Raw genomic sequence first — 17,365 nt, 5'->3', positions numbered from 1 at the left:
TTTCTCTCGAAAAATGGTTATGCCGGGGCGTTGGCGCGGGCCGCAAAATATCCGGCCCGGAAAAGCAAAAACCCCGGCGAGTCTCCTCACCGGGGTTCTTGAACGGAACGGCCGGCTCGGGTTCGGCAATGTTTGCCGAAGCCCCGAGCGGACATGCGCGGGGCTATGTGTTTTGTGGACTGCAAATAGCCGTACGTGGCATGGTCGTTCCCTTCTAAGTTAAAAAATCGGTTGGTCGAAAATCAATGAGGTGCGAGTCTGGGCCAGAATTTTTTGCATGTCAAGACGCATTTGCAAAAAAACTACACCGTGCGGACTGTGCAGGTTTTGAAGCTTCCGCAGTCGTCGAAATCGATCCGCACCGGCAGGAACCGAGCGATCACGGCCGCGTTGGTCTTCGAATGATCCGACACGCAATCCGTGGTAAAGCTGCCGCCGCCGGCCAGCGCCATCGGCAGCATAAACTGGTCGGCCAGATGCTCGCCGACCGCCGCGCCCGAGGCGATGTAGCGGCGCGCCTCGTCGACGGCGCGCTTGGCCACCTGCTCGGCGCGGACCGCCTTTTCGCCGAAGGCGCAGAACACCTCGGTCACATGTTCGTACTCGAGCGTGAGCAGCAGGGCGTTGCCCGGCCCGTACTCGTTCGGCAGGCCGCGCACGCGCAGTTGCGCCTCGTCCCAGCCCATCGCCAAGCCCACGCATTCGAGCTCGCGCTTGGCGACACTGCCTGGAATGCCCGCGACAAAGCACTCGGCGTAGCCGTCGACGCGCTCACCGCGCTCGCGCAGGTCGATCTGTTTAAGTTGCGCGCACGGCTCGACATGGGCGATCAGCTCGCCGCCGCCGGCCGGATAAAAACCGTAACGGCGCAGCTCGATGTCGACCATGGCGCCCATGCGCTCCAACAGCCGGCCATAGGCGCGCTGCAGAAATTGCGCCGGCGGCGCCATCGAATTGTGGGTGCCGCCGGTGACCCGCACCACCGACGCCGTCGGCGCATGCAGCAGGGCCGGAAAAATGGTTTGCAGCACCAGCGTGCAGCTGCCCGCCGAGCCGATCGCGAAGGCGTAATCGCCGCCCTTGATCGGGCCCGGCGTGAACTCGAGCGTCTGCGCGCCGACCGCGACGGCGCCGACCTTGGCGTTGCAGATTTCTGCGGCGGCCTGCACCGCCACCAGATGCTGGCGCATCAATCCTGGCTTGCTGCGGCCGGCCCGGATATTTACGATCCGGAACGGCTGCCCGGTAATCATCGATAACGTCAACGCGGTGCGCAAAATCTGGCCGCCGCCCTCGCCCACGGCGCCGTCTAATTCAATCATGTTCTTCATATTATTCTTCTGTTTTAATCGTTTTAATTTGGTGCTAACCCTTCACGCAGACCACCTGCTTTAGCGTATGCAGCACTTCCACCAAGTCGCGCTGGGCGTGCATGACGGCGTCGATATCCTTGTACGCCATCGGGATCTCGTCGATCACGTTGACGTCCTTGCGGCACTCCACGCCCTCGGTGGCCTTGACCTGGTCCTCGATCGTGTAACGCTTCTTGGCCTCGGTACGGCTCATCAAACGCCCTGCGCCGTGGCTACAGCTGTTGAAGCTCTCCGGGTTGCCTTTTCCGCGCACGATGAAGCTCTTCGCGCCCATCGAACCAGGAATGATCCCAAGCTCGCCCGGACGCGCCGACACCGCCCCCTTACGCGTGATCAGCACATCTTTGCCAAAGTGGTGCTCCTTCTGCACGTAGTTGTGGTGGCAATTGACCGCTTCCACGTGCGTCTCGAACGGCTTCGAGATCACGGTACGCACCGCCGCGATTAGGTTCTGCATCATCACTTCGCGGTTCATATGAGCGAATTTTTGCGCCCAGCTCACGGCATCGATGTAGTCCTTGTAGTGCTCGGTCCCTTCGGGCAGATACGCGAGGTCCTGATCGGGCAGATTGATGAAGTGGCGCCGCATATCCTGCTTGGCCAATTCGATAAAGTGCGAACCGATCGCGTTACCGACGCCGCGCGAACCCGAGTGCAGCATGAACCAGACCGCGTTGACTTCGTCGAGGCACACTTCGACGAAGTGGTTACCCGAACCGAGCGTACCGAGGTGGCGGTAGTTGTTCGTGTTTTTCAGCTTTGGCGTCTTGAGGCACAGCTCGTCGAATTTATCTTTGAGCTGCGCCCAGGCAAGGTCCACCGGCAAAGGCGGATTCTCCCACGAACCCGTATCGCGCCCTTTGAAACCGCGCGTTTTGGGCGACATGCCGTGCGGGATCGCGCGCTCGATCGCGCTGCGCAAAGGCCCCAGATTGTCGGGCAGGTCGGTCGCGGTCAGCGTGGTCTTGGCCGCCATCATTCCGCAACCGATATCCACGCCCACGGCGGCCGGAATCACGGCGCCGAGCGTCGGAATCACGGTCCCGATGGTCGACCCTTTACCGAGGTGGACGTCGGGCATCACTGCCAGGTGCTTGTAAATGAACGGCATCTTGGCGGTGTTGCGCAATTGGTTGCGGGCACCTTCATCGACCGGCACGCCCTTGGTCCACATTTTTACGTGGCTACCACCTTCCACATTCATTACATCGAATTCTTCGTGCTTCATGATTTTCTCTTTTTTATAAGTGCAAATTTTAATAACAGTGGCGACAAAAGTGGTGAAATGCGTGCGGTTACCCGCACAGACGCTCTACCCATAAGCTACGGCGACTTGCGTCACCGGCGGGACTCGAACCCGCTCCTCCTCGTCCTTAGCGATGTAATTCCACCGGCATTCGCCCAAACTCGAAAAACGATAAAATAGCCAACGTCATCCCCGCGAAAGAGGCTGTCGCAAAAGGGGAATTCGAAAAACACCAGCCACATTAACCGGCGTCTTTTCCCACCAACGTCGCCCCGCCCTCCGTCATCCCCGCGAAAGCGGGGACCCATACTGAGCCCGCTGCCATGCAGAGTTCCAAACTTCAGGCCAGGGCCTTCATGGCTAATCAAACGGCAACAAGAATCGAAGAAAAAATTTGCTCTACCAACTGAGCTACAACCGCTATCGCGGTTGCCCGGTTTCGAAGCGGGGACACGATGTATTTTCTTCTGCATTTGCCCAAACTTTTACAACAAAAACAGCACGACAAGTGTATTGAAACGATGAGGACTCGAACCCCTGGACATCCATCCGAAGATGGATGCTGACAACCAATGTAATCGTTTCTGCATTCGTGAAAAACTTTACGCCCTAAACGCTGATCGCCTCGATCTCGCCGACCCAGTGGGCCGCGGACAATTGCCCGGCGGCGAATGCGGCAACGATCTTAAACACGTCGTCCGAAAAACCGCCGATATTGAGGACATCGTCGCGTTCCGCCGCTTGCGTCGTCGCATACGGCGTCACGTCGATGCAGACCAACTTGGCGGCCGGGTTGCGTTGCTTGAAAATCTCCCATTCGCGCATCGTGGCGGTGGCGCCCTGCTTGCGCGCGTCGATCCACGATTCGTTATCAGACACAAACACCACGAGGTCCGCCTTCTCCTTGCGCTTGTTCAGCATTGCCAGTGGCGCGCTGCAGTTCGTGCCGCCACCGCCAATCGAAGCGAGTTTGCGGGCATTCGTCATGACCGTATCGCGCTGATTCAAATCGCAGCGCACGACATCGACCTCGAACGGCAGCACCACCGCGTCGCGATTCTTACGCAGCATCGCAGCGGCCACCAAGGCGGCCACGTCGATACAGCGGACCGCCGAAGTGCCACCACTGCGGTAGCCGGTCGCCGGCGACGCCATCGAGCCAGACACATCGGGACACACCACCACTTTACCCTCGATCTCCGGGACGTTTACCAATGCGATTTCGAGCGCGTCTTGCAAGGCGTCGCGAATGACCATCGGCACCTCGTCGTTGGCGGCCATGTACGCGGCCATCAATTGGTACGGGAACACCCGCGCCTTGCGGATCAACTCCGCATCAGCGAGTTTGGCCGCGATTTCCTCCGCCATGCCCGGCAGTTCATACACGCCGTGCCGCGAAAAAGTGTTCAAGTTCATACGCACCATGTGCCAGCCGCCTTGGCGCGCAATCTGCGCCCAGGCCGCCGCGTTCAATTCCAAAGCGGTCAGCATCTGGAACGGCACGTCCGGCAAAGGCTGGGTCCGATCGGCCTTGTAGGCCTCGAATGCCTTGACCAAGGGCGGCAATGCCTGCGCACCGTGCGGTTTGCCGATCAACCAGGCGAAAAACGCTTCGCGCCACGGCTCGGACGGTTTCGGGTGCACCATCTTCACCACATCGGCCAGCGATGGCGCGTTGCCGACCGCAGCCGACAACAACTCTTTTTCGGACGCATTGTTGAGCCAATCCTGCACCAGCTTTTTAGGACGGGTGCCGAGCGACTTGCGGCCCACGGCGCCCGAACGCAGGATCTGCACGAAGTTGCGCAGCATTTTGCCGTTGTTGACGATGCGTTTGAAAGCACGCGGAAAAACGGGCGCACCCTGGCCGGCCAGCACCGCCGCCAACAAGGCCGGCATGTCCTTCATATAGCCACGCTCGCGGCAATACACGGCGGTCTGCGCGACGAAGTAAGCATCGACCTCCTTGCACAGTTGCAGCACGGTGGCCAGTTGCGTCTCGGCGTCGGCATAGAAAGTGGCGTTCAAGCATCCGGTCGCGGCGTACTGCGCCAGGCGATGCTGCGGCGATGGCTGGTAGGCGGGAGCGCCCGCTTCATTGACCGTCGTAGCGTGCGGCAGCAACTTGCCTTTCAACGTCTGGAACAACTGGATGTTGGCCATTTCAATTCCCTCTTTCTGCTTCTATTTTTTTGGCGGGAGGCGCATCGTGCGGCCTCCTATGCCTTCCACTATTGCAACGACCGTGCCAGCAGGTCGAAAAGTTCTTGAGATTTTCACAAACCTCTGATTTTATTGACTTAAGTAGAAACCGCCGCAACCCAAGCAAAACTATGTCAATTTGCAATTTCGTGATAGATTATCTTTCCATATAAATTTTTATCCTAAATATGAAACAAAAGCGCATGGTCGTCATCGGATTCATCGGCACCCAGCTCGACAGTGGATCGGGCAGCGGACGCTGGGAGAAATGGCGGCCGACCGTCGCGCTGACCCAGCACGAGGACTTGCTCGTCGACCGCATGGACTTGCTCTACAGCGGCCACCACCAAAACCTCGTCAAACAGGTCACGACCGACATCGCATCGGTTTCGCCGGAAACAACCGTCGTTCCGCACCACGTTCCCATCGACGATCCGTGGGACTTCGAAGAGGTCTACAGCTGCCTGTTCGACTTTGCCAAGACCTACCCTTTCGATCCCGACAACGAGGAATACTGGGTCCACATCACGACCGGCACTCACGTCGTGCAGATCTGCCTGTTCCTGATGGCCGAGGCACATTATTTCCCCGGCAAATTGCTGCAATCCTCGCCGGCGCGCCGCCACACCGTCGGCGCCCCGGGCAGCTACGTGCTGATCGACCTCGACCGATCAAAGTACGACCAGATCGCGCAGCGCTTCACGCGCGAGCAGGAGGAAGGCGTCGCGTTTTTAAAATCGGGCATCGCCACCCGCAATGCGCGCTTCAACACCATGATCGACGAGATCGAACGCGTGGCCATCAAATCGAAAGCGCCGATCCTGTTCATGGGGCCAACCGGCGCGGGCAAATCGTTCCTGGCGCGCCGCCTGTTTGCGCTGAAAAAGGCGCGCCATCAGCTCGATGGAAAATTCGTCGAAATCAACTGCGCCACGCTGCATGGCGATGGCGCGGCATCGACCCTGTTCGGCCATATCAAGGGCGCCTTCACGGGCGCCGCCTCGGACCGCCCCGGCCTGCTGCGCTCGGCGCACAAGGGCTTGTTGTTTCTTGATGAGATAGGCGAACTGGGACTCGACGAACAGGCGATGCTGTTAAAGGCCATCGAAGAAAAGCGTTTTTTGCCGGTCGGCAGCGACAACGAAGTCCAGAGCGATTTCCAACTCATCGCCGGCACCAACCGCGACTTGTCGCGCGACGTCGTCGCAGGGCGCTTCCGGGAGGACCTGTACGCGCGCGTGAACCTGTGGACCTACGAACTGCCGGGCCTGGTGGACCGGGCCGAGGATGTGGAGCCCAACATCGATTACCTGCTGGCGCAGTTCAGCGCCGAGAATGGCCAGATGGTCCGATTCAACAAGGAGGCGCACGAGCACTACATGCGCTTTGCCATGTCGTCCGATGCGCTTTGGATCGGCAATTTCCGCGACCTGTCGGCGTCGGTCGTGCGCATGGCCACCCTGGCCGACGCGGGGCGCATCACCGACGGCATCGTCTCGGACGAGACTGGCCGCCTGAAGCGCCAGTGGCGCCACTACGCCCGGCCAATGGGCGAGGCGGCGGACGACGTCGATCTTGAGCAGATCGTCGGCGCAAGCGCCTATGAGCAAATGGATTTATTCGATATCGTGCAATTGAAAGCGGTCGTCGGCGTTTGCCAGCGTTCGAAATCGCTCTCCGACGCAGGCCGCAAACTATTCGCCGCATCGCGCGACGCCAAGGCGAAGCCCAACGATGCCGACCGGCTTAAAAAGTATTTGGCCAAGTTTTCGCTCAGCTGGGACGCACTGCACGCATAGGCAAACCAATTTGCTAATCTGCGCCAGTTAAAAGTTATTAAAAATTTAAGCGCCAAGCGCCTACCGGATCATAAGATGAAAAAACTCGCCTGTATCGTCGTTGGTTTCATGATGCCGTTTTCAGTTAACGCGGCTGATTCCGTCCACGACAAGTCGGCTCGCGCGGTGGCATTGCCGCAGACGATGGCCCGATCACTTGTCGACGCTGCGATGAAGGAAGATGCGTTGACGCCGGCGCGCGAACGCCGTGTGGAAATTGAGGGGGACCGCCTCCCGCATCAACGGGACCGGCGTGCGACCGCCCCCATGCGTGATTCGCGCTTGGCGCAAGCCATTAGAGGGGCGGCAAAAATAGGAATTGTCGAGAGTAGCCTCGAGGGGTACACCGAGGTGCTGATTCAATGCCAAAAGGCGACCTCGCCCGCCCTGACGACCGCGTTGATGCAAAGTGATAGCCAACAAGACCACTGTTTCAGGTTTTAGAAGCATGCACGATTCAAGTACCGCCCGCCGTCCTTACCGCGATGGCGCACTGCCTTCCTGAATAATCTGCGTGACATCGCAACGATGCAAAACCAGTGTTTGGCGCAGCAAAAGCCGCAATGCCGTAATTCGCGGGCCTAAACTTTCCAACGACGCGTATCTGCATATTCAGTATGGGTTCCCGCTTTCGCGGGAATGACGGGTTCGTGGTGGTGGTGGTGGTGGTGGTGATCGTGATGGTGATGGTGATGGTGATGGGGATGGGGATGGGGATGGGGATGGGGATGGGGATGGTGCTGACGCTGATGCCACTACCACTACCACCACCACCACCACCACCACAACCACCACTACCTACCGTCATTCCCGCGAAAGCGGGAACCCATGGCGAAGATAACGGCGCAGTTGCCGAAAATCGTGCCGAGGAAACAGGATGAATGCACGATTCCTTGAGTTGCTGCCCCCCCCTTCCCTACGGCGCGACAACCAACTTGCCTTCGATGGAATCATCGAGCGTTTTGCCGATGACGGCGCCGACCAGCATTTTGGCGCCGGCGACAACTTCGCCATGCTTGTTATCCCAGTAGTACGCATCTTTCGGCGCCACCTTAATGACCGAAATGCGCGAATCATCCTCGCCCTGCGTGAACCAGGTCTTGAGGACGAAACTCCATAGCTCCTTGATCTTGGCCTCGTCGCGCGATACCGTAGCAATGCCTGCGATATGCAGAAAAGTCGAGTGGGCGTCGCCCTGAAAGAACAGTTCGACCTCGGAGTTTGCGGCCAGCTCCTGGTTCTTGTGGCTGTCGGTAGCGCTCAGAAACCACAAATTGCCGGCGTCATCGACCTGCAGAACACTCATCGGCCTCACACCGCCACCGGCGCCCTTTGTGCAGAAAAAACAGGTCTTGGCCTTGTCGACCGTATCCTTGATGCGCTTGACCGCTTCTGCGCCAAACAGATCGCGATGATTTTCTTCGGGCTGATTTCGATTGATTGAGTCCATATCCTTCAAGCTCCTGCACTGTGGTTTGAAGAACCAGCGTACCCGCAGGGCATTGCCGCGTCTGTTACCCACTTAACGCTTAGACAAAAACTTACTCAGCGTTTTTGGCAGCCAACTTGCGCGCCCCCAGGATGGCCAGCCCGATCAATCCGGCTGCAACGCACGACAATTCCAGCGTGCCGAGCGAAATAATCCGCAACAAGGGATTGGCGTCGCTGAACGGCGCGAATGGCCGCATATCGCCGTGCATGATGCTGTCGAACACGATATGTGAATACACGCCGGCGGCGGCGCCCAGCGTCACCGGCCAAGCGCGCAATTGCTGCCAGCCGAACAAATTGGGCAGCCAGAAGCGCGCGGCTAAGCGCCGGGCCGCGATAAAAACAACCGGCGCGGCAAGCAGGATCACGCTGGCCCCGATATAGGAGTGGAAAAACCGGTGCAGCGGATATTGATCGGTGAGGATGAAATACAAAGGCTCGAGATCGATGATCACATTGGCGGCGACAAACCCGATAAAGCTGATATGGCGCGGCGCCAGCGCATGGATGGCCGCACCCGGCCCGAAATGGAATGGCGTGATCGGCATCTCAAATCCGGTCTATTGCGAATGAATCGCGATGGTGCGCGGCGCCTCGGCCCTCGCCCGCAACTGCCCGCAGCCACCGTCGACATCCTGCCCCGCCGAGTCGCGCAACTTGGTCAGCACGCCGCGCTGGTGCAGGGCCGCGGCGATCGCGTGCGCCCTCTCCCAGCTTGGCCGCTTGAAGTCGAGGCCTTCGATGGTGTTGTAGGGAATCATGTTGAGCACGGCGTACTTGCCCTTGAGCAGTTCGACGATGCCGTCCATTTCGTCCGCGCCGTCGTTGATCCCTTCGAGCAAGGTCCACTGGTACTGCACCGGATAGCCGGTCAGCCGCGCATAGTGCTCGCCCGCCTCGATCAGTTCCTTGGGCGTCAGGCGTGGCGCGCGCGGCAGCAGCTTTTCGCGCAGGGCCGGCTTGGTCGTGTGCAAGGACACCGCCAGCGCCGGCTTGACCGCGCCCTGCGCCAGGCGCTCAAACGCGCGCGGGTCGCCCACAGTCGAAAAAACAAGATTCTTGTGGCCAATGTTGCCCTCGGTGCCGAGCAAATCGATCGCCTCCATCACATTGCTGAGATTGTGGGCCGGTTCGCCCATGCCCATGAAGACTACTTTCTTAACCACGCGCTGGGTCCGCGCTAGCGCGACCTGGGCGATGATCTCCCCGCTGGACACCTGCCGCAGTAAGCCGTCGCGACCAGTCATGCAAAACTGGCACCCAACCGCGCAGCCCACCTGACTCGAGACGCAAAGTCCGTCGCGCGGCAAGAGCACGCTTTCCACCGTCTGCCCGTCGGCAAGACCGACCAGCAAGCGCGCCGACCCATCCTCGCCCGGATGCGCGCTGATCAGCCTGGCCATGCCGTGCAATTCGGCGTCGAGTGCGGGCAGCGCCTCGCGCACGCCCTGCGGCAAAAAGTCGTTGGGACGGCGCCGGCCCTGGTCGTGCGGCTCGCCGCGCACCCAGTCGCGCAGGACGCGCTGCTCGTGCAAAGGCTTGGCGCCGAGCGCCCGGAGGCGCTGGCGGATCACTTCAATCTGCATGCACGCCTAGCGCAGCAGCACGATGACCGGCTGCTCCGGCCGCGGGCACGACTGCGCCGCCTCGTCCCTGGCCGGCTCAAGCAGCAACTCCTGCTGCCCCGTGGTCACGATGAACTGCGCGGCCGGGGTGACCTCCATGCCGTCGACCGCGAAGCGCACCTTGTACGGGCTGCTTTCCGCCGCCCCGAACGACGGCATGCTGAACGACGCCGACGTCGCCAGCGCGTACGAGGCGGCGCCGCTGATCGCCACCGCCACCATCATTTGCATCACTCCTGCTCGCATGGGCTCTTCCTTTCGCGCTCGGTTAGTCGTTCTTGATGACAATGCTCGGGAACTTGCTCGTCATGTCCTTCGCCTTCTCGGCGATTTTAATGGCGACCTTGCGCGCGATGTCCTTGTAGATCGCCGCCACCGGGCCGTCTGGCTCGGCCACGACGGTCGGGCGGCCGGAATCTGTCTGCTCGCGGATAGTCATGGTCAGCGGCAAGGCGCCGAGGAAATCGACACCGAAGTCGGCGCACATCTTGGCGCCGCCGCCGTGGCCGAAGATCGCCTCGTTGTGGCCGCAGTTGGAGCAGATGTGGGTGCTCATGTTCTCGACCACGCCGAGGATCGGAATGCCGACCTTCTCGAACATTTTAAGGCCCTTGCGCGCGTCGAGCAGCGCGATGTCTTGCGGCGTGGTCACAATGACGGCGCCCGTGACCGGCACTTTTTGCGACAAGGTCAGCTGGATGTCCCCTGTGCCGGGAGGCATGTCGACGATCAGGTAGTCGAGGTTGCGCCAGTTGGTTTGTTCGAGCAACTGGGTCAGCGCCTGCGTGACCATGGGGCCGCGCCACACCATCGGCTCGTCCGGGTCGATCATAAAGCCGATCGACGACACCTGCAGGCCGTGGTTCTCGAGCGGCTCCATGGTCTTGCCGTCGGCCGTCTCCGGGCGCCCGTTAATGCCGAGCATCATTGGTTGCGAGGGGCCGTAGATGTCGGCGTCGAGCACGCCGACGCTGGCGCCCTCGGCCGCCAGGGCCAGCGCCAGGTTGACCGCCGTGGTCGACTTGCCGACGCCGCCCTTGCCGGACGCGACCGCGATGATGTTCTTCACGTTCGGCATGATCTTGAGGCCGCGCTGAACCGAGTGCGAGATGATCTTGCTGTATACATTGACGCTGACCTTGCCCGCGCCCGGCAGCGCACGCACGGCGGCCTCGGCGGCGGCGCGGATCGCGTCGAACTGGCTTTTGGCCGGATAGCCGAGCTCGATGTCGAGCGCGACGTCAAAGCCGTCGACCTTGATGTTCTTGACCGATTTGGACGAAACGAAGTCCTTTTGGGTATTCGGGTCGATAACCGCCGCCAGCGCCGCCTTGACGTCTTCTGCTGTGATGCTCATGAAAATCTCCGTATGTAAGCCCCGAAGTCTAGCGCAAAATTGACCAATTATCAGCAAGGCAGGCCAAACCGCCGTGCCCGCCCCCTCCATCCACTGGTAAAATAACGCTTTTCACCTGTCAAAAAGCGCCTTTCGACCATGACCCGCAAGCTGTTCGTCACCACCGCCCTGCCATACGCCAACGCAGCCTTCCACATCGGCCACATGATGGAATACATCCAGGCCGATATTTGGGTCCGTTTCCAGCGAATGCAGCGCGACGAGGCGGGCTTGCGCCAGGTCCATTTCGTCTGCGCCGACGACACCCACGGCACGCCCATCATGATCGCGGCCGAAAAAGAGGGTCTCACGCCGCAGGAATTCGTCGCCAACATCGCCGCCGGGCGCCCGCAGTACCTCGACGGCTTCCACATCGCCTTCGACAACTGGCACTCGACCGATTCGCCCGAGAACGTGGAGCTGTCGCAGGGCATCTACCGAAAACTGCGCGAAACCGGCCTGATCGTCACCAAAACGGTCGACCGCTTCTTCGACCCGGTCAAGGGCATGTTTTTGGCCGACCGCAACATCAAGGGCGAATGCCCCAAATGCGGCGCCAAGGACCAGTACGGCGACAATTGCGAAGTGTGCGGCGCGGCCTACCAGCCGACCGAACTGGTCAATCCGTTCTCGGTCTTCACGGGCTCGACCCCGATCATGAAGCCGTCGGAGCAGTATTTCTTTGCCCTGTCGGACCCGCGCTGCTACACCTTCCTCAAGGAATGGCTCAACACGCCCGGCCGTTTGCAACCGGAAATGGTCAACAAGGTCTCCGAGTGGCTCGGCGAGGCCGGCGAAAAACTGGCCGACTGGGACATCTCGCGCGACGCGCCCTACTTTGGCATCCCGATCCCCGACGCGCCGAACAAGTTCTTTTATGTCTGGCTCGACGCCCCGGTCGGCTACCTGGCCAGCCTTAAAAACTATTGCGGCAAGAACGACATCGATTACGACGCCCTGCTGGCCGACCCCGCCACCGAGCAGGTGCACTTCATCGGCAAGGACATCGTTTCGTTCCACCTGTTGTTCTGGCCCGCGATGCTCAAGTTTGCCGGCCACCCGGTGATCGACAAGCTGACCGTGAGCGTGCACGGCCACCTGACCGTCAACAACGAGAAGATGAGCAAGTCGCGCGGCACCGGCATCTCGCCGCTGCGCTACCTGAACTTGGGCATGAACCCGGAATGGCTGCGTTATTACATCGCCTTCAAGCTCAATTCCAAGGTCGAGGACCTCGACTTTAACGGCGACGACTTCGTGGCGCGCGTCAACAGCGACCTGATCGGCAAATACGTCAACATCGCCAGCCGCTGCGCCGGCTTCATCGCCAAGCTGTTCGACGGCAAGCTGGCCGGCTCGCTGTCGCCGGCGGCGCACCAGTGGATCGCGCGCGCGCTGACGGTCGACGGCATGGAGCGCCAGGCCAACATTGCTGCCAATTTCGAGCACCGCGAATTTGGCAAGGCGCTGCGCGAGATCATGGAGATCGCCGACATCACCAACCAGTACGTCGACGAGAACAAGCCGTGGATTTTGGCCAAGGACGCCGACAAGCGCGCCGAACTGCACGACGTGTGCAGCACCGCGCTGATCCTGTTCCGCCAGCTCACGATCCTGCTCTCTCCAGTGTTGCCGCAGATTGCCGCCAAAGTGGGCGACATGCTCGGCGAGCAAGGTTTCGCCTGGAGCGACACGCACGGCGAGGCCGTCTACGCGACCATGCTCGGCCGCAGCATCGGCCCCTACGACCACCTGATGAAGCGCATCGACGCGACCATGGTCGAGGCGCTGTTTGACAAGCCCGCGCCGGTCGCGGTGCAGGTGGAGACGGCACCCGCGGCCGCGCCCGTGGCGCTCGACGCGCCGGCCGCCAACCCGGGCCTGGAGCCGCTCGCCGCCGAAATCAAGATCGACGACTTCGCCAAGATCGACCTGCGCATCGCCAAAATCGTCAACTGCGAGCACATCGCCGGCTCCGACAAGATGCTGCGCCTGACGCTCGACGTGGGCGAAGGCCGCCACCGCAATGTGTTCTCGGGCATCAAATCGGCCTACCAGCCCGAGCAACTGATCGGCAAGCTGACCGTGCTGGTGGCCAACCTGGCGCCGCGCAAGATGAAGTTTGGCGTCTCCGAAGGCATGGTGCTGTGCGCCTCGGCCTCCGACGAGAAAGCCGAGCCGGGCCTGTACCTGCTCGAGCCCTGGCCGGGTGCGGTGCCGGGCATGCGCATCGGCTAAACGGACGGGGTGCGCCTCGTCAAGGGCTCTCCCCGCACTGGACTTGACTGGCACTGACGGCGGTATAATGCCGCCTTCTGTGCCAGTATTACTTTTGGGCCAATAGAACAAAAACCGGCCCTTCCACTTACCTTTGAGCGACACCGACCCCATGACCGAACTGACTCAACTGACTCCACTGCGTCAAATCCCACAAGAGAATCTGTTTCGCAAAGGCGATGTATTCGTCCTGTTCGGCGAACTGTTCGGCCGCGGCTACGCCAACGGCCTGATCGACGAGGCGCGCGCCGCCGGCATGACCATCGTCGGCATCACGGTCGGCCGCCGCGACGAGAACCTCAAGCTGCGCGCGCTCGACGCCGAAGAACTGGCCGAAGCCGAAGCCAAGCTCGGCGGACGGATCATCAACGTGCCGCTCATGGCCGGCTTTGACCTCGACGCGCCCGAAGGCGAGCCGAACCCGACCGAAATGCTGTCGGGCCTGACGCTCAAGGGCTGGCAGGAAGACAAGCTCGACTGGGCCCAGATCGAGCGCTGCCGCGCCGCCGGCACCAAGCGCTTCGCCGAGTCGACCGCGCTCGCCATGGCCGAGATCGACAAACTGGTGCCCGACGGCGCCAATGTGTTCTTCGCCCACACGATGGCCGGCGGCATCCCGAAGGTCAAGGTATTCCTGGCGATTGCCAACCGCATCTACAAAGGCCGCGGCGAGCGCTTCATGTCCTCGCGCGCCCTGCTCGACAGCGACCTCGGCAAGCTCATTTTGATGAACTTCGACGAAGTCACCGCCAACACCTTGCAGCACTTGATCGACGGCAGCGCCGCCATCCGCGAGCGCGTGGCCCGCACCGGCGGCCAGGTGCGCTACAGCGCCTACGGCTACCACGGCACCGAGATTTTGATCGGCGGCGAGTACCTGTGGCAGAGCTACACCAATTACACCCAGGGCTACGCCAAGATGCGCCTCGAGAACGTGGCGCAGAAGGCGTGGGCGCAGGGCATCAAGGCGACCGTGTTCAATTGCCCCGAGATCCGCACCAACTCGTCCGACATTTTTGTTGGCGTCGAATTGTCGCTGTTCCCGCTGCTGCAGGCGCTCAAGCAAGAAGGCGGCGGCGCCTGGGCCCAGCAACAGTGGGACATCTGCCAGTCGTTGCTGGCCGAGGGCGTGGAACTGCAGTCGATCCTCGACATGATCGAGTCCTACAACGCCAACCCGACCAGCGCGACGTTCCGCAACTTCGAGGCGTGGCCGATGGACAATTCGCCGGAGCTGGCCGACATCATGATCGGCACCTCGGAGGAGATCACTAAGCTGCACCCGGACCGCAAGGCGCTGATCACCGACCACCTGAGCTCGCTGGTGCTCGAAAGCACGGGCCCGCTGATGTTCCGCGGCGTGAGCGACGCGGCCGGTCCGGTGCTCTGGCTCAACCACGACATCATCGCGCGCCAACTCAACAAGAACCACCCCTAGAAGGCAGCCCCAGCCCCCCAAGCGGGGCGTTTTACCCCGCGGACCGCGCGCACTGTAAAATAGCGTGGTCCGCCGCCTTATTTCATAACGGCAAGACCCTCCGCGCCCCGCGCGGCCCCTGCCACCCCAGTCAGAGCAAGACGAAAATGTTCAAACAATTCAAGCTGTACGAGTCCGAGCACACCCTGTTCATCAAGGAGCTCAAGGCCAAAAACCCTGGCATCGAAGCGGGCCAGCAAGCCGGCCGCGCGCTGCTGTGGGACAAGCCGGTCCTGACGCTGGCCGAGCAGGAACGCCTGCGCGAATCGGGCGTAAAGCAACAAGCCTACGTCTACCAGAACAAACTTTAAGCGACGGCGGGGCGCCACGCCAATGTTGCCCGACGAGGCGGTGCAGGAACAGGAAGCGGTTGCTGTGGCCGCTACCGGCGACGCCGCAACGCCCGCCGATGGGGTGGCCACCGCAGCCGTGGTCGACCCCGGCTTTGCCCGCCTGTACGGCGAGCCGCTGCTGCGCATGCCGACCGACCTGTACATCCCGCCGGACGCGCTAGAAATCTTCCTCGACGCCTTCGAAGGCCCGCTCGACCTGCTGCTCTACCTGATCCGCAGGCAAAACTTCAACATCCTCGACATACCGATGGCGCAGGTCACCCTGCAATACCTGAAGTATGTCGACCAAATCCGCCTGCACAACCTCGAACTGGCCGCCGAATACCTGCTCATGGCGGCCATGCTTATCGAGATCAAGTCGCGCATGCTGCTGCCGCAGCGCAAATCCGACAACGACGACGCCACCGGCGACCCGCGCGCCGAGCTGGTGCGCCGCCTGCTCGAGTACGAGCAGATCAAGGTGGCCGCCTACGACCTGAACGCGGTGCCGCAGATCGACCGCGACTTCGTGCGGCCCGAGCTTTACATCGAGCAAAGCCTGGTGCCAAAGTGGCCAGAGGTCAACGCGGCCGACCTGCAAAACGCGTGGCTAGACGTGCTCAAGCGCGCCAAGCTGACCGAGCACCACCGCATCAGCCGCCAAGAGCTGTCGGTGCGCGAGCACATGTCGGCCATTTTGCGCCAGCTGCAAAGCAGCCGCTTCGTCGAGTTTGCCGATCTGTTTGAGGGCAACGCGCCGGTGCCGATCGTGGTGGTGCACTTCGTCGCGATGCTCGAGCTGGCCAAGGAAACCCTGATCGAAATCACCCAGGCCGAACCGTTTGCCCCCATTTACGTGCGCCTGGCCTATTCCCCGGCCTGAAGCACCCTGCCCCTTTTGACACCGTACTAGGACAGCCCCATGAAAATTATCTCGAACATCGACGAACTGCGCGACCAGCTCAGCGGACAACTGCGCACCGCCTTCGTCCCGACCATGGGCAACCTGCACGAAGGCCATTTGTCGCTGATGCGGCTGGCGCGCAAGCACGGCGACCCGGTGGTGGCCTCGATTTTTGTGAACCGCCTGCAGTTTGGGCCCAACGAGGACTTCGACAAATACCCGCGCACCTTCCAGGCCGACGTTGAAAAGCTCGAGAAGGAAGGCGTCTACGTCTTGTTTGCGCCGACCGAGAAGGACCTGTATCCGGAGCCGCAGGAGTTCCGCGTGCGCCCGCCCGACGACCTTGGCAACACGCTCGAGGGTGAGTTCCGGCCGGGGTTCTTTACGGGCGTGACGACCATCGTGCTCAAGCTGTTCTCGTGCGTGCAGCCGCGCGTGTCCGTGTTCGGCAAGAAGGATTACCAGCAGCTTATGATCATCCGTAACATGAGCCGCCAGTTTGCGCTGCCAACCGAGATCATCGCGGCCGAGACCTGGCGCGCCGAGGACGGGCTGGCGCTGTCGTCGCGCAATATGTATTTGAACGATGCGCAACGGGCCGAGGCGCCGGCGCTGTTTCAGTTGCTCAACCACGTGGCCGGTGAGGTGCGCGCGGGGCATCTCGATATCATGGGGCTTGAGCAGTCGGCGATGGCGCATCTGGCCGGGCGAGGATGGCAGCCGGATTATATTTCGGTGCGCCGGCGTATGGATTTGCAGTCGCCGACGGCGGCCGATCTGGCGGCCGGTGCGCCGTTGGTGGTGCTGGCTGCGGCTAAGCTGGGGACGACGCGTTTAATCGACAATCTCGAGATTTAGCGCTTGAGAAACAGTGTCGATCGAACTTAATTAGCAAAAATCCACATCGTTCTCGGGCTCGGCGCCCGGTCCGTCAAGGCGACCTCCGAGCCCGAGGACGATGTGTGTTTTTTGGAGGCAGCGATGCCGTCCTCAAAGCCGCCCACCACTCTACCGGCTCTGCCATCCAAATGCTGTCGCTCAGACCATCAGTTCTGACTTCATCGCCGTCGGCGTTCAAACAGTACCGTTCCTATATTGCCAGCAGCTACGCCTGCGTCTGCAACCGGCGCTAGTAGAGGTTTTGCCAACTATACCTCCAATTATCTCCCCTCAAATTTCCGTGACTGTTCAGCCGCTATGCGGC

16 protein-coding genes are annotated in these 17,365 nt (G+C 61.2%); 8 read left to right on the top strand and 8 right to left on the bottom strand.

Going from position 1 to position 17,365, the window contains the following annotated elements:
* Positions 1–302: 302 nt before the first annotated feature.
* From rtcA to C7C56_RS00800, 3 genes are all read right to left on the bottom strand, one after another.
* Entirely contained in the window at positions 303–1,322 is a 1,020-nt protein-coding gene (gene rtcA, locus C7C56_RS00810) for an RNA 3'-terminal phosphate cyclase (protein WP_219933083.1), read from the bottom strand.
* 43 nt (positions 1,323–1,365) lie between these two features.
* Positions 1,366–2,601, bottom strand: coding sequence for an RtcB family protein (locus C7C56_RS00805; protein WP_106755605.1), 1,236 nt, complete (start codon positions 2,599–2,601; stop codon positions 1,366–1,368).
* Between the two features lie 627 nt (positions 2,602–3,228).
* The gene (locus C7C56_RS00800; RefSeq protein WP_106755604.1) at positions 3,229–4,782 is read right to left on the bottom strand and encodes a vWA domain-containing protein; all 1,554 of its coding nucleotides are present in this window, start codon (positions 4,780–4,782) and stop codon (positions 3,229–3,231) included.
* Positions 4,783–5,009: 227 nt separating this feature from the next.
* Here C7C56_RS00800 and rtcR point away from each other — a divergent pair, with 227 nt between their 5' ends.
* From rtcR to C7C56_RS27850, 3 genes are all read left to right on the top strand, one after another.
* Positions 5,010–6,620, top strand: coding sequence for an RNA repair transcriptional activator RtcR (rtcR, locus tag C7C56_RS00795; RefSeq protein WP_106755603.1), 1,611 nt, complete (start codon positions 5,010–5,012; stop codon positions 6,618–6,620).
* Positions 6,621–6,695: 75 nt separating this feature from the next.
* Positions 6,696–7,103 carry a hypothetical protein gene (locus C7C56_RS00790; RefSeq protein WP_106755602.1) on the top strand — a complete coding sequence of 136 codons (408 nt, stop codon included), beginning with the start codon at positions 6,696–6,698 and terminating at the stop codon, positions 7,101–7,103.
* A 173-nt stretch (positions 7,104–7,276) separates the two neighbouring features.
* On the top strand, positions 7,277–7,540 hold the full coding sequence (locus tag C7C56_RS27850) for a hypothetical protein (RefSeq protein ID WP_146204219.1): 264 nt from the start codon (positions 7,277–7,279) through the stop codon (positions 7,538–7,540).
* A 35-nt stretch (positions 7,541–7,575) separates the two neighbouring features.
* Here the strand turns inward: C7C56_RS27850 and C7C56_RS00785 are convergent, their stop codons facing one another.
* From C7C56_RS00785 to apbC, 5 genes are all read right to left on the bottom strand, one after another.
* The gene (locus C7C56_RS00785) at positions 7,576–8,109 is read right to left on the bottom strand and encodes a pyridoxamine 5'-phosphate oxidase family protein (protein ID WP_106755601.1); all 534 of its coding nucleotides are present in this window, start codon (positions 8,107–8,109) and stop codon (positions 7,576–7,578) included.
* Between the two features lie 91 nt (positions 8,110–8,200).
* Positions 8,201–8,698, bottom strand: coding sequence for a hypothetical protein (locus tag C7C56_RS00780; RefSeq protein WP_106755600.1), 498 nt, complete (start codon positions 8,696–8,698; stop codon positions 8,201–8,203).
* A gap of 12 nt (positions 8,699–8,710) precedes the next feature.
* Positions 8,711–9,736, bottom strand: coding sequence for an RNA methyltransferase (locus tag C7C56_RS00775; RefSeq protein WP_106755599.1), 1,026 nt, complete (start codon positions 9,734–9,736; stop codon positions 8,711–8,713).
* 6 nt (positions 9,737–9,742) lie between these two features.
* Positions 9,743–10,021, bottom strand: a complete 279-nt coding sequence (locus C7C56_RS00770) for a hypothetical protein (RefSeq protein ID WP_146204218.1) — start codon at positions 10,019–10,021, stop codon at positions 9,743–9,745.
* Positions 10,022–10,043: 22 nt separating this feature from the next.
* Positions 10,044–11,132: an iron-sulfur cluster carrier protein ApbC gene (apbC, locus tag C7C56_RS00765; protein ID WP_106755597.1), complete on the bottom strand. Its 1,089-nt coding sequence runs from the start codon at positions 11,130–11,132 to the stop codon at positions 10,044–10,046.
* Positions 11,133–11,270: 138 nt separating this feature from the next.
* Between apbC and metG the strand changes: the two genes are divergently transcribed.
* The 5 genes from metG to panC all read left to right on the top strand — a co-directional run bounded on the left by metG (position 11,271) and on the right by panC (position 17,019).
* Positions 11,271–13,409: a methionine--tRNA ligase gene (gene metG / locus C7C56_RS00760; RefSeq protein ID WP_106755596.1), complete on the top strand. Its 2,139-nt coding sequence runs from the start codon at positions 11,271–11,273 to the stop codon at positions 13,407–13,409.
* A 151-nt stretch (positions 13,410–13,560) separates the two neighbouring features.
* On the top strand, positions 13,561–14,886 hold the full coding sequence (locus C7C56_RS00755; protein WP_229457813.1) for an enoyl ACP reductase FabMG family protein: 1,326 nt from the start codon (positions 13,561–13,563) through the stop codon (positions 14,884–14,886).
* A gap of 146 nt (positions 14,887–15,032) precedes the next feature.
* Entirely contained in the window at positions 15,033–15,236 is a 204-nt protein-coding gene (locus C7C56_RS00750; protein ID WP_106755595.1) for a DUF3460 family protein, read from the top strand.
* A 22-nt stretch (positions 15,237–15,258) separates the two neighbouring features.
* Complete coding sequence (locus tag C7C56_RS00745) at positions 15,259–16,140, top strand: segregation and condensation protein A (protein ID WP_181372965.1); 882 nt, start codon at positions 15,259–15,261, stop codon at positions 16,138–16,140.
* Between the two features lie 39 nt (positions 16,141–16,179).
* Positions 16,180–17,019, top strand: coding sequence for a pantoate--beta-alanine ligase (gene panC, locus C7C56_RS00740; RefSeq protein ID WP_106755594.1), 840 nt, complete (start codon positions 16,180–16,182; stop codon positions 17,017–17,019).
* Positions 17,020–17,365 lie beyond the last annotated feature (346 nt).

Source organism: Massilia glaciei (genome assembly GCF_003011895.2).
GTDB lineage: Bacteria > Pseudomonadota > Gammaproteobacteria > Burkholderiales > Burkholderiaceae_D > Telluria_A > Telluria_A glaciei.
Note: the sequence above shows the minus strand (reverse complement) of the source record. Positions and strands in the feature narration are given on the sequence as shown.

Coding starts and splice junctions, on each gene's coding strand:
- apbC (WP_106755597.1), bottom strand. CDS start 11,132: ATGAGCATCACAGCAGAAGACGTCAAGGCGGCGCTGGCGGCGGTTATC.
- C7C56_RS00785 (WP_106755601.1), bottom strand. CDS start 8,109: ATGGACTCAATCAATCGAAATCAGCCCGAAGAAAATCATCGCGATCTG.
- rtcR (WP_106755603.1), top strand. CDS start 5,010: ATGAAACAAAAGCGCATGGTCGTCATCGGATTCATCGGCACCCAGCTC.
- C7C56_RS00775 (WP_106755599.1), bottom strand. CDS start 9,736: ATGCAGATTGAAGTGATCCGCCAGCGCCTCCGGGCGCTCGGCGCCAAG.
- C7C56_RS00770 (WP_146204218.1), bottom strand. CDS start 10,021: ATGCGAGCAGGAGTGATGCAAATGATGGTGGCGGTGGCGATCAGCGGC.
- C7C56_RS00745 (WP_181372965.1), top strand. CDS start 15,259: ATGTTGCCCGACGAGGCGGTGCAGGAACAGGAAGCGGTTGCTGTGGCC.
- metG (WP_106755596.1), top strand. CDS start 11,271: ATGACCCGCAAGCTGTTCGTCACCACCGCCCTGCCATACGCCAACGCA.
- C7C56_RS00800 (WP_106755604.1), bottom strand. CDS start 4,782: ATGGCCAACATCCAGTTGTTCCAGACGTTGAAAGGCAAGTTGCTGCCG.
- C7C56_RS27850 (WP_146204219.1), top strand. CDS start 7,277: ATGGGTTCCCGCTTTCGCGGGAATGACGGGTTCGTGGTGGTGGTGGTG.
- C7C56_RS00750 (WP_106755595.1), top strand. CDS start 15,033: ATGTTCAAACAATTCAAGCTGTACGAGTCCGAGCACACCCTGTTCATC.
- C7C56_RS00780 (WP_106755600.1), bottom strand. CDS start 8,698: ATGCCGATCACGCCATTCCATTTCGGGCCGGGTGCGGCCATCCATGCG.
- C7C56_RS00755 (WP_229457813.1), top strand. CDS start 13,561: ATGACCGAACTGACTCAACTGACTCCACTGCGTCAAATCCCACAAGAG.
- rtcA (WP_219933083.1), bottom strand. CDS start 1,322: ATGATTGAATTAGACGGCGCCGTGGGCGAGGGCGGCGGCCAGATTTTG.
- C7C56_RS00790 (WP_106755602.1), top strand. CDS start 6,696: ATGAAAAAACTCGCCTGTATCGTCGTTGGTTTCATGATGCCGTTTTCA.
- C7C56_RS00805 (WP_106755605.1), bottom strand. CDS start 2,601: ATGAAGCACGAAGAATTCGATGTAATGAATGTGGAAGGTGGTAGCCAC.
- panC (WP_106755594.1), top strand. CDS start 16,180: ATGAAAATTATCTCGAACATCGACGAACTGCGCGACCAGCTCAGCGGA.